This window comes from Streptomyces lacaronensis (assembly GCF_047337785.1).
Taxonomy (GTDB): Bacteria; Actinomycetota; Actinomycetes; order Streptomycetales; family Streptomycetaceae; genus Streptomyces; species Streptomyces lycopersici.
In genome coordinates this window covers 10929617-10941703 of the sequence record NZ_JBLHDK010000003.1, presented here as the reverse complement: position 1 = coordinate 10941703, position 12087 = coordinate 10929617, and the positions used below count along the sequence as shown (strand labels likewise).

The window sequence follows — 12087 nt, the reverse complement described above, 5'->3', positions numbered from 1 at the left end:
CCTGATGCTCGCGGACACCGTCCTGGCGGTGATGTGGCTGGGTCTGATGTGCTACGCCCTCTTCGCCGGCGCCGACTTCGGGGCGGGGCTGTGGGATCTGGTGGCCGGTGGCAGCCGTCGTGGACGGCCGCAGCGCGTGCTGATCGAGCACGCCATCGGACCGGTCTGGGAGGCCAACCACGTATGGCTGATCTTCGTGGTGGTGATGTTGTGGAGCGGCTTCCCCGAGGTGTTCGCCGCCGTGATGTCGACCCTCTATCTGCCGCTGACCCTGGCGGCGCTCGGCATCATCGCGCGCGGTGCCGCGTTCGCGTTCCGCAAGGCCAGCACCCAGCTGTGGCAGCAACGGCTGTTCGGTGCCTGCTTCGCCACGTCCTCGGTCGTCACCCCCTTCTTCCTGGGCACGGTCGCCGGTGGTGTGGCCTCCGGGCGCGTACCCCCGGGCCTCGCCGCGGGCAGTACGGTCACCAGCTGGCTCAATCCTGCGTCCTTCCTCGGCGGTGTGCTGGCCGTGGTGACCTGCGCCCATCTGGCCGCCGTCTATCTGTGCGCGGACGCGGCGCGCGGCGGCGGGCCCGACCTGGTGCGGGCGTTTCAGCGGCGCGCCCTGGTCAGCGGGTTGGCCGCGGGTACCGTGGCGCTCGTGGGCATCGCCGTGCTGCACGCCGACGCGCCACGGCTGTTCCACGGGCTCACCCATCGCGCCCTGCCCCTGGTGGTGCTGTCGGCCGTCACCGGGGTGGCCGGGCTGGTCCTGCTCATGCGGTCGCATTGGGGCTGGGCCCGGGCCGCCGCCGCCCTCGCCGTGGCGCTCATCGTCTGGGCCTGGGGCGTGGCGCAGTACCCGCTGATGCTGGTCCCGGACCTCACCGTGGCACGGGCGGCCGCACCGCCGTCGGTGCTGGCCGCCGTGCTGATCGTGTTCGCGGTCGGGGCGCTGCTGCTGATCCCGTCCCTGGGCTGGCTCTACGCGCTCTTCCAGCGCCCGGAAACCGGCACGGCGGCGAGCGCCGAGGACACGCGCTGAACGGTCACCGTACGGTCAGGGCGCGCTGAGCGATGGGAACTCGCTGAGCGGTCAGGCGGCGTCGATCAGGGCCAGGTCCGGGGGGACGAGCGTGGTCGACATCATCAGGGCGCGGATCAGATGGTCGTTGAGCGCGTTGCCGACCGGTTCGCCGACCTCCTCGCGGGTCAGCCAGGGCACCCCGTCCCGGGACAGCATCGTGCGGACCCGGTTGACCAGGTGCTCGACGCGCTTCTCGCTCCAGCCCTCGGCCGGGCGCAACTCCGCCAGCTGGGAGGCGGTCTGCCTCCAGGTGAGGGGCTGCGGCCGGGGCTCGTGGAGCAGATACCGCTGGCCGAGGACGACGAGCGCGAGCTTCTCCTCGTCGGTGAGCACCCATACGCGGGGCGGGCGGGTGACATCCCCGGGCAGGGCCACCGGCCGCTCGGCCTCGGGGCCACTGACGAACACCTCCAGCAGATGCTCACGGTCGCGCGAACCCCGGACGAACAGCGGGGTGTAGCCGGTCTCGAGGGGCAGTGGCTCCTCGCCCGTGAAGAGCAGCCGGGACGGGAATCGGAGCGGCAACCGGCCGTTGTTGGCGACCCACCACCGGCCGTGGCGGTGGATCAGTCTGCCCTGACAGCGGCTGACCTGGGGGTCGTCCTCACCCACACAGATGTGCACCTCGGGGCGGTTCCGCCCGAAGAGCAGCTCACGGCCGTCGCCGGGGCCGAGGGTCATGCCGCCGGTCAGCGCGAGGGCGAAGGCGGTGCCCGGCACCGGAGCGGTCACCCCGCGGGCCAGACTGCCGTGCGCGGCGGGCAGCGGGAGGCCGCCTGCGGCGGGGCGACGGGCAGCGGGTGGCCGCCCGGTGGCAGGGCGGCCGCTGCCGGGAGGTGTTGTGGTCATGCTGCCGGGAGTTTCTTCGCGGCCGTGGCGGCAAGCGTCTTGGCGGTCTCGCAGAGCCTTTCGGTGGACTCCGGTCCGTAGACGTTCAACGACATGAGCTCGACGGTGTCGTCGCCGAGGGAGTTGCGGTACGACCGGTGCAACACCCGGACCAGGCATGAGTCGTCGTCCCACTCATTCGGCGACACCGAGCTCCGCTTGCCGGCGATGACCGCCCGCTGTCCGTCGTCCGTGGCGAACTGGTTGTCCCGGTTGAACACCACCTTCACCCCCGCGTCGCCCGAGCCGTCCGTCCACTCGCACTGCCAGTCCCCGAAGCCCGGGTCGCGGTCCGCCACCCGGACGCCGGCGACCCGCTCGAGCTCATCGCTGTTCAGCACCCGGCATGCGTGCCCCCGGAGCAGGGAGCTCGCCACCGGCTGCCCGGAGCGCCGGGGGACCTGGCCGCGGTCCAGCACACTGACCACGTAGTCGGTGGCGGCGTCGCCCAGTTGGCAGGGGTCGGGCGCCGGGGTGTCGAGCCGCTCGGTGATGATCCAGATCTGCTTGCGGTCGGCGGACGCGATGTTCCGCAGACACTCGTCGCCGTCGCGCTGATAGGCACCGACGGTGACATTGCCGACCCTTCTGGTGGGCACATCGCCACCCGGCTCCGGCGGATCGGCGCTGAAGTTGAGCTGGACGTCGGCGATGTCATCGCCGCTTTTGCCCTGCAACAGGACATCGCATCGATCGATCTCACCGTAGTCCGGGTCGAGCACGGTCTCGCCGAAGCGGCTGAGCGAGGCGGGGTTGAGCAACTTGCAGGGATCGGCGGTCCGCGCGTCGCCTATGGTGCCGGCCGGGCCCGTCCTGGCCGGCGAGTCGGCCGTACCGGACGCGCCACGCCCGCCGTCCTTCCCGGACCCGCCGCTCTCGTCGGAGCGCCCGCCGCCCCAGGGGCCGAAGAGGGTGGCCCAGGCCACCATGACCGCGGCGGTGGCCAGGGCGACCGCGGTGATGACCACCCGGCGGCTCGGGCGGCGCCACGTCCCCCGGACGGACGGCGGCACCAGGCGCATCGTGAAGGGCGTGCGGTCCAGTGTGTCGCCGTCGTGCGGGTCCTCGAGGTCCTCGATCCGCGGGGACGACGGCGCGACCCGCCGCAGCAGCCGTACGGCCTGGTCGGCGGCGGGGCGCCGCCTCGGCTCCAGATCCAGCAGCTTGGTGAGCGCGTCCACCAGCGGACCGGCCCGGTGCGGGGTCTCGATATAGCCCTCGATGGCCCGCGCCACATAGGCCATGGGATGCGCTGCCTCGCCGTACGGGGACCGCCCCTCGATCGCCGCGTAGAGGGTCGCGCCCAGTGAGAAGACATCGGACTTCCGGTCGGCCGCCTCTCCCCTGGCCACCTCGGGCGGCAGATACGGCGGTTTGCCGCGCACCCCGCCGGTCTGGGTCATGGTGGCCTCGCTCCACAGCGCCCGGGAGATGCCGAAGTCGGTCAGCTTGGCGACCCCGTCCTCGGTGATCAGGACGTTCTCCGGGGTGACATCGCCGTGCACCACGCCCTCGGCGTGCGACTTCGCCAGCGCGGCGGCGATCTGGCAGCCGATGGAGGCGGCCTCCTCCGGAGGGAGCACGACACGGCCGCGCACCAGGTCCGCGAGGCTGCCCCCGGACACATACTCCATGACGATCCAGCAGATCTCGCCCTCGTCCACGAAGTCGAACACCGAGACGATGTGCGGATGATGCAGCCGTGCGGCGTTGCGCGCCTCATTGGTCAGGCGCGCCACCGCGCGGTCGTCGTCCGGACGGGCACACTTCACCGCGACCTGGCGGTCCAGCAGTTCATCGTGGGCCAGCCAGACGACGCCCATCCCACCTCTCCCGATGGGCTCCTGGAGGAGATATCGGTCGGCGACCTTGTCACCGGCCTCCGCCATCACCCGCACCCCCGCTACCCCGCTTCATCACACGTCACGTTCCAGTGTCGCCACGGAGAGTACTTGCCCGCGAGGTCAGTGGGTAGCGCTTCCGGCGGATAGCCCCCGGAAAGAGGGAAGCCTCCGGCGCACGACGGTCGCTTTGCGAGCGGGACATCAGGGGGCGGATGTGGAACGCCGGTTCCGGCGCTCCACATCCTTCACCAAATGCTCTTTCACCTCACGATTTCTTCTTTGACGACGATGTGGCCCGAGTCGGGATTGAGGACTCCGCCGAGCCGGGAGTACGCGCCGTCGGTCAGGTCCAGACACTTGGGCACGGACGGCGTCCAGCCGAAGGTGCCGCGGTCGTTGACGCGCACGACCAGTGACTTGCCGTTGGCCACGTTGGTGACCTTCACCTTGGTGCCGAACGGCAGCTGCGGGCTACGGCTGAGGGAGGTGGCGGCGGTGTCCGCGTTGTTGTCGAAGAGCTCGCCGCTGGCGGTGTAGGCACCGGGCGGTATGTAGCCGTAGTGCGTGGCCCAGCAGTTCTGCCCGGGCGGCGGGGTGTCGCTGGTGGCCGCGGTGCTCGTCGGGGCGACGGTCACTACGGCGGTCAGTGCGGCGGCTCCGACCGCCAGTCGGCCGATCAGCGTTGCCTTGCGCATGGCGGAGGACCTCGTTTCGATTGTCGTGGCGTGGTGTGAGTGGTGTGTGGTGTGAGTGGTGTGGTGTGAGCGTGAGTGGCCCTGTCTCAGCCGGCCGCGCGATAGGCGGTGCCGATCTGGTTGGGCGTCGCGCCGTTGTAGAGACCGGTGCCGCCGCGGTCCGCGGAGAGCGTGAACCACGCGTACCGCTGGACGAAGGACAGGCCCTGCAGCATGGCGGTGGACTTCTTCACGAACGCGGCCTGCTGGGCCGGGGTCGGATACCTCGGGGTACCGGTCGAGAAGTCGATCAGCGCGTATTCGGTGAGCCAGATCGGCTTGTTGTAGCGGTTGTGGGTGGCCTGGAGATAGCCGCGCAACTGTTCGGTCGCGCGGGTGGCGTCGAAGTCGGCGCCGTACCAGTGCAGGGGGATGAAGTCGACCTTGTAGTCACGGTCGGCGGCGCCCTTCATGAAGCGGTCGAGCCAGCCACCGGCGACATCGCCGCCGTAGGCCACCGCGGGCGCGCCGAGCCGCATTCCGGTCGACTGGAGCCGGGGCCACAGCTCGAGCGCCTTGGCGACGGTCATATTGGCCTGGCCCGCCATGTCCGGCTCATTGAAGCCGAGCAGGGTCGTGCCCTGGCTCTTGGCCTGGTTGAGTTCGGCGTCGGTCACCGAGCCGGGGCCCCAGATCATGGGCACGAATTCGACCCCGGCCGGAGGCTGGATCTGCTGCTTGCCCGAGGCCCAGGTGTAGAACCAGCCGACCTCGGCATCGGACATGGCCGCCGTGACCCCGTTGAACTTCCAGGCGCTGACGCCCTTCTTCTTCACCGCGGCGGTGGACGCGCCGGCGCCCGTCTGGCTTCCCGCGGTCAGCAGGGTCACCACCGCCAGCAGTACGGCGAGACGTCGCATCCTCCGCATGGTCACGACCCCGCGTTGAAGGTCACGGTGAAACCACTGCACTTGCCGCAGTTCTGCATCACCTGGTTGCCGGGCTCCTGGTCCTGCTTGGAGTAGGCGTACGCCTTGGGGCACCGGGAGGCGATCGCGTTGCTGTACGGCGTCCTGACGTCCCGGTTGGGGTTGGTGCACAGCATCGGTGTGCCGTCCGGCCAGCGGGTGAGGTTGGCGGCCGGACAGAACGGCAGCAGGTTCTGTGTGCAGCCCTGGGCGCCGCAACCTCCGCCGCCTGCGGGGTCGTTGGGGGCGATCGTGATGGGGTTGGAGAACGCGTTGACGTAGCTCACGTTGTACCAGGGAGCGAGCGTGTCCTTGGTGTCGAAATTGAACTCGGCGAGGCTGACGGGCTGCTCGCCCAGCTCACAGTGGTCGGCGAACTTGCCGCAGTCCCCCACCTTGCAGTGGAAGGTGCTGCCCGAGGTGCCGGTGCATCCCAGACGGGCGAAGAACTTTCCACGCCAGTGGCCGGGGTCGGCGTTCTCTGGGATCGTCACCGACGCCGACTGTCCGGGGTCCAGGATGGGCAGTTTGGCGAATTGCTTCGAGCCATCGGCGTTGACGGCGCTGCCGATCCACACCTTCCGTCCGGTGTGATTGACGAAGGTGACCGTGTGGTTGGCCGCGCGGGCCGCCTTGGTCGCGCTCGCCGTCTCGTTCGTCTCGCTCGCCTTGTTCGCCTTGTCCGCCTTGTCCGCCTTGTCCGCCTTGGCGGGGGTGGCCGTATCGGCCTTCATGGCCGCGACGGGTGCGTTGCGGGTCGGCATCGCCACGCTCGTGGCCGCGCTCGTCCCCGCGGTCGGCAGCAGGGCCGCCAGCACCACCAGTGCCGCGGTGGCCAGGCCGATCAGAATTCTGCGCATGACTCCTCCGTGGGAAGGGCGCTCAGCAGGTCAGATTGGCGCCCGGGGCGACGCCGAGGAGGCCGGTGAACTTCTTGTAGAGGTTGACCCGGTCCTGCATCTGCGCGGGGTTGGCGCCGTTGCACTCCCGCGCGCCGTTGATGGCGCGTATGGTCTGGCCGAATCCGGCGCCGGTGGTCATGGCCTTGTGTGCGGGCATGGAGCCGGGCCCGGACTGGGTGCTCCAGTACCAGAGCGCGGTCTTCCAGGAGATGGCGGCGTCCGTCCGCACCAGGCCCGGCTTGTTCAGCAGATTGACGCCCAGCGCGTCACCCGCCGCCTTGTAGTTGAAGTTCCAGCTGAGCTGGATCGGCCCACGTCCGAAGTACGCGGCCTTCCCCGCCGGACATCCGTAGGGGCGCGTCGTGTCGCAGTACTTCGGGTAGTTGGAGGTGTCCTGCTCCACGATGTGGCGGAGGCCACCGGTCTCATGGCCGACGTTGGCCAGAAAGGCCGCCGCCTCCTGCTTCTTGACCGTCTCGGTACCGGTCCTGGCGAAGCCGGGGAATCGGTTCATCGCGCCGACCAGCGCGTCATACGTGTAAAATGCGTTCTTGTTCGGGAACATCCGCTGGTACTGGGCCCGGCTCACCACGAAACCGGCGGCCTGCGCCTGGACCGACGACGAGTCCTGTGCCGTGCCGGAGGCCGCGTCGGCGGCCGAAGGGGGAAGCGCGAGCGCCGATATACCGGCTGCCGCCGTCGCGGCCGTGGCCACGAGGGCACGTCTTATGGGCATGTCTCATCTCTCTTTCGTGGCGGAACATTCGGATGCCACCGCGCCGAGGACGCACGGGGACGCACGCTTCGGGCAGTCATCGGGCGTGGCGACACACGGGCGACGCATCGCCGCCCTTGGGGCGGGAGGCCCGTGGGAAGGTGCCGCGTGATGGCGCGGCGGGAAAGGTGCTACGGAAAACTGGTGAATCCACTAGAGGTCATGTGCCGTGGCCCTGCCACGGCGGACCGGGGCTCGGTCCGCTCAGGCCCTTCGCTGCCGAGGTCTGAAGGGGTACACGGGAGCAGAGTTTGTCACGATCATGACAACCTCGCACACCGGACACGGGCTCCGCGGCCCGGTCCGTCCATAATCGACCCAACGACGGCGTGGCCACGGCAGCGGCCGACACCCCTGAGGCGGGACGTCCATTCACGGGGAACTCTCCGAGGTCCGGCCCCGGATGACGACATCCACCCGAAGCGCTCTCAAGAGCTGACGGGCCCCATAACACCGCCCCCGAACATATATGTCAATGGTCTGTACCAAAATCCAGCCGCATCAACAGAGTGCCGTGAGACCCCCAGATCGCACCGGGTGATCGGCGGGTGTCACCCCACGCCGCTGGGGCGGAACTGGACGCTGACGCGTGCGCCGGTGGCGCGGGAGGATTTGGGGATGGCGTGTTCCCACGTCCGCTGGCAGGAGCCGCCCATCACCAGCAGATCGCCGTGGCCGAGTGGCCGCCGCATGGCCTTGCCGCCGCCACGCGGGCGCAGCAGCAGGTCCCGGGGCGTGCCCACGGACAGGATGGCCACCATGGTGTCCTCGGTCCCGCCGCGTCCAATGCGGTCGCCGTGCCAGGCCACGCTGTCCCGGCCGTCGCGGTAGTAGCACAGCCCGGCCGTGGTGAAGGGCTCCCCCAGCTCGGTGGCGTAGTACGCGGAGAGCGCCTCCCGGGCCTCGGCCAGGACGGGGTGCGGCAGCGGATCCTCGGCGCCGTAGTAGGCGAGCAGCCGGGGCACGTCCACCACCTGCTCGTACATGTGCCGCCGCTCGGCCTTCCAGGGAACCTCGGCGACGAGCTGGGCGAACAGGTCGTCCGCTCCCCGCAGCCACCCGGGCAGCAGATCGATCCAGGCCCCGGACCCGAGCTCGGTCCGGTGCGTCCCGCGCAGCGATCCGAGACCGATGTCACCGGTCTGATCGAAGAGCGAGCCCTGGAGATACGCACCCATGTGTGCAGCGTACCCGCGTAATCGAGCAAGCGTTCTACTGGCGGACCTGCGCGGATGCACCCAGGTCCGCTTCGGCGACAACACCGCAGGTCAGCGGGCACGACACCGTGTCCGGCGCCCTCCCGGCCACCGGGGCCGCTTCCCGGGTCACTCCGGGAAGCGGCTGCGGTGGGCACGGCGGGCCAGCGGCTCGGCGATGGCCTCCACCAGCCAGTCCAGTTCGGACTGGTGGGCCCGTACCGGGTTGCGCAGGACGCCGACCCCCTCGATGGAGATCTCCACCACGTCCCCGGCTCGCAGGGTGAAATCGAGCGCGGGCACGATGCCGGTGCCGGTGGACAGCACGGCGCCGTCGGGGAACGGCTGGGAGCGCCACAGATGGTCCACCAGCCCCTGCGGGGTGCGGTGGAACGCCGCGGTGGAGGTGGTCGCCTGGTACGCCGCCTCGCCGTCGCGCCACACCGCCATGGTGATGTCCAGCGCGTCGGGCGCGTCGATCTCCCAGGCGGGCACGATGGCCGAGGACACGGCTGCGCTTCCGGCGTAGATCTTGGCCTGCGGAAGGTAGAGCGGGTTCTCGCCCTCGATGGACCGTGAACTCACGTCGTCGGCGACCAGATAGCCGACGGTCTCGGCGTGCCGGTTGAGTACCAGCGCCAGTTCGGGCTCGGGGACGTTCAGCTCGGAGTCGTCCCGTACGGCGATCGGCTCGCCGTCGGTCACCACTCGCCACGGCGGGGATTTGAAGAACAGCTCCGGGCGCTCGGCGTCGTAGATCCGCTCGTACACCGACTGCTCGGTGCTCTCCTCCACCCGGGCCTCGCGCGAACGTTCATACGTCACCCCCGCCGCCCACAGCTCCATCAGCCCGTCCAGCGGCGGCAGCGGCAGGACGTCCCGCTCATGGGCGGCCGCCGGGCCGGAGGAGGTGTTCTCCACCAGGGCCCGCAGCTCCACCGTGGGCAGCCGCAGCAGCTCGCCGATGAGCGGCGCACCAGGGAAGGCCCGGATCCCGCCGGCGTCGTCGGCCACTCCGGTCCGGACCGTCCCGGCCTCATCGGCGAAGCGTACGATGCGTGTCATTTTTCGTCCTCTCCTCATCTGACGGTGTGGTCGGTGTTCCTACCCAGCGGAGGGTGGTGGCCGTGCACACACCGGCCGCCACGACGGCGGCGATGGCGTAGAGGCCCGTGGCGGCCCGGGCCGGTCGCCGCCTCCGCGACGCCCATCGGATACGGGCCCAGGAAGCCGCCCAGGTTGCCGAAACCGGAGATCAGCGCGATGGTCCCGGCCATATGGACGCCGGACAGGATGGTCGGCGGCACGTCCAGAACGCCGGCTGCGCGCCCAGGAAACCGAAGGCGGCCACGCACAGGGCGGCGATGGCGGGGACCGGGGCAACAGCACCCCACCGGGCAGACCGACGACGGTCAGCACCAGGGCGAGCAGCAGCCGCCCGGGCCGATCGCCGCTGCGGTCCGACATCCACGGCACCCAACAGCGCGCACACCTGGATCAGATGTCACGCCGTACGAGGAAGCCCAGCAGGGTGCGCAGTTCCGCGCTCGCGCGGGGTGCGAGCGGCAGGCTCTCCAGGCATGTCTCCACGGCCGCGATGTGGCGATCGGCCTCAGCCAGGGCCGCGGAGCGGCCACCGGCCTGCTCGATCAGGGCGGCCGCCCGGCGCGTGGTGGCGTCGTCCAGGGTCTCCGGGGACTCCGGCTCCGGGGACTCCGGCTCCAGGGATTCCTCCAGCAGCGTGGCCAGCCGCTCGGCGGCCGGGGCGCCGGGGCCGCGGGCGCTCAGCGCGGCGAGCACGGGGAAGGTCTTCTTGCGCTGCCGCAGATCGCGGTGGACGGGTTTTCCGGTGACCGCGGGGTCGCCCCAGATGCCCAGCAGGTCGTCCACCACCTGGAACGCCACGCCCATGTGCCGTCCGGCCCGGTCCAGGGCGGCCACGGTGGGCTCCGGCGCCCCGGCGAGCGCGGCGCCCAGGGCGGCGGCGCAGCCGAGCAGCGCACCCGTCTTGTGCTCGGCCATCGTGCGGTACTCCTCGGGCCCCACCGCCTCGGGTCCCGTCCAGGGGCGCGACTCGAAGAGCAGGTCGTCCGCCTGGCCACGGACGAGGTCGCCCAGCGCCGCGCTCAGCTGCCGCACCGCGGCCGCGGCTCCGGCGCCGTCCACGCCCGCCAGCGCCTCCACGGCCAGCGCGAACAGGGCGTCACCGGCGAGCACGGCCGGGCCGGTCCCGTACGCCTTCCACACGGTGGGGCGGGTGCGGCGGGTCTGGTCGCCGTCCATGATGTCGTCGTGCAGCAGCGAGAAGGTGTGTACCAGCTCCACCGCCACCGCCCCGGCGACCGCCGCCTCACCGGATGCCCCGGCCGCCTCCGCGCACAGCACGGCCAGGGCCTGCCGCACCCCCTTGCCGCCCGATCCCTCGGCGGGCGTACCACCGACATCGCACCAGCCGAAGGAGTACGCGGCCATCTCGGCCACCCATGGGTGCAGCCGCCCGACCGTGTCGGCCAGCGCGGGGCGCACCAACTCCCGGCAACGGCCGAGGATCTCGCCCGCGGTGGCGGTGGTCCCGTCCGTTGCGAGGAGCTCGGGGAACGTCGTCGTCACAGCGCCACCTCCAGGGCCTCCGTGAGGCCGAACTCCTCGCGGGCCCGGTCCACCATCCGGCGGGCGTGCCGCAGCCCGATCCGCTCCAGCACACCGGCCAGTTCGGACAGGTCATCGGCGGTTTCGGCACGGTCGCGGCCCAGCCGGGCCAGGGACTTGATGAGGCCGAGCCGGGCGAGACCCTCGCCGCGCGGCTCGCTCATGTCGCGGAACTCGTCCAGGGCCCGCTGGTACATCGCGCGGGCCGCCTCGTAACGGCCCGCGCGGTAAAGCACATTGCCGCGCATCTTGTGGTTGTACGCCAGCGCGCTCACCAGGTTCATCTCGCGGCAGGTCAGCTCGGCCTCGGAGAGCAGTTCCAGCGCGCGTTCCACGTCCCCGTCGCGTACGGAGACGATGTCGGCCATGCCCCGCAGCGCCCATGCGTGTCCGCGCCGGTCCTCGGCCTTCGCGGCTATCTCCGCGGCCTCCTCGAACATCGCGTAGGCCGAGTCGTACGACCCGGTGTTGCGGTGCATCTGGGCGATGCCCTCGAGCGCCCAGACGGTGTGGCGTGCCTCGCCGCGTTTCCGTGCCTCGGCGAGGAGCCGCTCGTGCAGCACGCCCACGGCGTCGTAGTCGCCCTGGATGCGGCCCGTCTCCGCCATCCCGGCCAGTGAGTAGCCACGGACGACGATGTCCCCGCCGCGCTCGCCGAGGTCGGCCGCGAGGCCGAGCAGCCGCCACGCCAGCGCCAGCGCGCCCCGCTGCCGGGCGAGAGTGCCTCCGCTCCACAGCGCCCATGCCATCGCGCCGAGGTCCCCCGCCGCACGGGCCGCGCGGTAGCTGGCCTTCCACTCGCGGCCGGCCTCGCCCACCTGCCCCAGCCTCCGGTGCGCCTCGGCGACCGCGAGGCCCGCGCGGGCCGCCTCGCCCGGGGAGCCGCCCCGCTCGGCCGCCCGCAACTGCTCGGTGCCCGCCGCCAGCACCTCGACCAGGGACGAGTTCACGGACAGGGTGGTGAGGGAGCCCTGGTACTCAGGGGCGAATGCCTTGCCGTACATGGATGCCTTTCCGTCTGTTGTTCCCAGGAGCGCACGTCCCTATACACCAAGTGCATACATGGGGCGTATGCACCGTATGTATACACGGCGTGTATAGGAGCCGGGAAACCGGCCCCGT

General features: G+C 70.9%; 12 protein-coding genes. 1 reads left to right on the top strand and 11 read right to left on the bottom strand.

Going from position 1 to position 12087, the window contains the following annotated elements; translation table 11 throughout:
• The first annotated feature begins 4 nt into the window (after positions 1-4).
• A complete protein-coding gene (locus ACMTAK_RS47280) occupies positions 5-1027 on the top strand; it encodes a cytochrome d ubiquinol oxidase subunit II (protein ID WP_413811879.1) in 1023 nt (340 codons plus the stop codon).
• Between the two features lie 51 nt (positions 1028-1078).
• Here ACMTAK_RS47280 and ACMTAK_RS47275 read toward each other — a convergent pair whose 3' ends face one another.
• The 11 genes from ACMTAK_RS47275 to ACMTAK_RS47225 all read right to left on the bottom strand — a co-directional run bounded on the left by ACMTAK_RS47275 (position 1079) and on the right by ACMTAK_RS47225 (position 11969).
• Positions 1079-1918 carry an FHA domain-containing protein gene (locus ACMTAK_RS47275; protein WP_413811878.1) on the bottom strand — a complete coding sequence of 280 codons (840 nt, stop codon included), beginning with the start codon at positions 1916-1918 and terminating at the stop codon, positions 1079-1081.
• Positions 1915-3846 (bottom strand): serine/threonine-protein kinase, encoded by a 1932-nt coding sequence (locus tag ACMTAK_RS47270; protein ID WP_413811877.1) that lies wholly within the window; start codon positions 3844-3846, stop codon positions 1915-1917. Before ACMTAK_RS47270 ends, ACMTAK_RS47275 begins: the two co-directional genes overlap by 4 nt.
• Positions 3847-4061: 215 nt before the next feature.
• Positions 4062-4496 carry a septal ring lytic transglycosylase RlpA family protein gene (locus tag ACMTAK_RS47265; RefSeq protein ID WP_413811876.1) on the bottom strand — a complete coding sequence of 145 codons (435 nt, stop codon included), beginning with the start codon at positions 4494-4496 and terminating at the stop codon, positions 4062-4064.
• An 86-nt stretch (positions 4497-4582) separates the two neighbouring features.
• Complete coding sequence (locus tag ACMTAK_RS47260; RefSeq protein WP_413811875.1) at positions 4583-5395, bottom strand: glycoside hydrolase family protein; 813 nt, start codon at positions 5393-5395, stop codon at positions 4583-4585.
• A gap of 11 nt (positions 5396-5406) precedes the next feature.
• Positions 5407-6303, bottom strand: a complete 897-nt coding sequence (locus ACMTAK_RS47255; RefSeq protein WP_413811874.1) for a thaumatin family protein — start codon at positions 6301-6303, stop codon at positions 5407-5409.
• Positions 6304-6325: 22 nt separating this feature from the next.
• The gene (locus ACMTAK_RS47250) at positions 6326-7081 is read right to left on the bottom strand and encodes a chitinase (RefSeq protein ID WP_413811873.1); all 756 of its coding nucleotides are present in this window, start codon (positions 7079-7081) and stop codon (positions 6326-6328) included.
• 590 nt (positions 7082-7671) lie between these two features.
• Entirely contained in the window at positions 7672-8298 is a 627-nt protein-coding gene (locus ACMTAK_RS47245) for an alpha-ketoglutarate-dependent dioxygenase AlkB (protein WP_413811872.1), read from the bottom strand.
• A gap of 147 nt (positions 8299-8445) precedes the next feature.
• A complete protein-coding gene (locus ACMTAK_RS47240) occupies positions 8446-9381 on the bottom strand; it encodes a fumarylacetoacetate hydrolase family protein (RefSeq protein ID WP_413811871.1) in 936 nt (311 codons plus the stop codon).
• A 14-nt stretch (positions 9382-9395) separates the two neighbouring features.
• Positions 9396-9623 carry a hypothetical protein gene (locus tag ACMTAK_RS47235; protein ID WP_413811870.1) on the bottom strand — a complete coding sequence of 76 codons (228 nt, stop codon included), beginning with the start codon at positions 9621-9623 and terminating at the stop codon, positions 9396-9398.
• Between the two features lie 190 nt (positions 9624-9813).
• A complete protein-coding gene (locus ACMTAK_RS47230) occupies positions 9814-10926 on the bottom strand; it encodes a polyprenyl synthetase family protein (RefSeq protein WP_413811869.1) in 1113 nt (370 codons plus the stop codon).
• On the bottom strand, positions 10923-11969 hold the full coding sequence (locus tag ACMTAK_RS47225) for a tetratricopeptide repeat protein (protein WP_413811868.1): 1047 nt from the start codon (positions 11967-11969) through the stop codon (positions 10923-10925). The genes ACMTAK_RS47230 and ACMTAK_RS47225 overlap by 4 nt, the downstream gene beginning before the upstream one ends.
• Between the last annotated feature and the right edge of the window lie 118 nt (positions 11970-12087).

What these genes read in the sequence shown, in the direction of transcription:
- ACMTAK_RS47280 (WP_413811879.1), top strand. Translation starts at nt 5, where the DNA reads ATGCTCGCGGACACCGTCCTGGCGGTGATGTGGCTGGGTCTGATGTGC.
- ACMTAK_RS47275 (WP_413811878.1), bottom strand. Translation starts at nt 1,918, where the DNA reads ATGACCACAACACCTCCCGGCAGCGGCCGCCCTGCCACCGGGCGGCCA.
- ACMTAK_RS47270 (WP_413811877.1), bottom strand. Translation starts at nt 3,846, where the DNA reads ATGGCGGAGGCCGGTGACAAGGTCGCCGACCGATATCTCCTCCAGGAG.
- ACMTAK_RS47265 (WP_413811876.1), bottom strand. Translation starts at nt 4,496, where the DNA reads ATGCGCAAGGCAACGCTGATCGGCCGACTGGCGGTCGGAGCCGCCGCA.
- ACMTAK_RS47260 (WP_413811875.1), bottom strand. Translation starts at nt 5,395, where the DNA reads ATGCGACGTCTCGCCGTACTGCTGGCGGTGGTGACCCTGCTGACCGCG.
- ACMTAK_RS47255 (WP_413811874.1), bottom strand. Translation starts at nt 6,303, where the DNA reads ATGCGCAGAATTCTGATCGGCCTGGCCACCGCGGCACTGGTGGTGCTG.
- ACMTAK_RS47250 (WP_413811873.1), bottom strand. Translation starts at nt 7,081, where the DNA reads ATGCCCATAAGACGTGCCCTCGTGGCCACGGCCGCGACGGCGGCAGCC.
- ACMTAK_RS47245 (WP_413811872.1), bottom strand. Translation starts at nt 8,298, where the DNA reads ATGGGTGCGTATCTCCAGGGCTCGCTCTTCGATCAGACCGGTGACATC.
- ACMTAK_RS47240 (WP_413811871.1), bottom strand. Translation starts at nt 9,381, where the DNA reads ATGACACGCATCGTACGCTTCGCCGATGAGGCCGGGACGGTCCGGACC.
- ACMTAK_RS47225 (WP_413811868.1), bottom strand. Translation starts at nt 11,969, where the DNA reads ATGTACGGCAAGGCATTCGCCCCTGAGTACCAGGGCTCCCTCACCACC.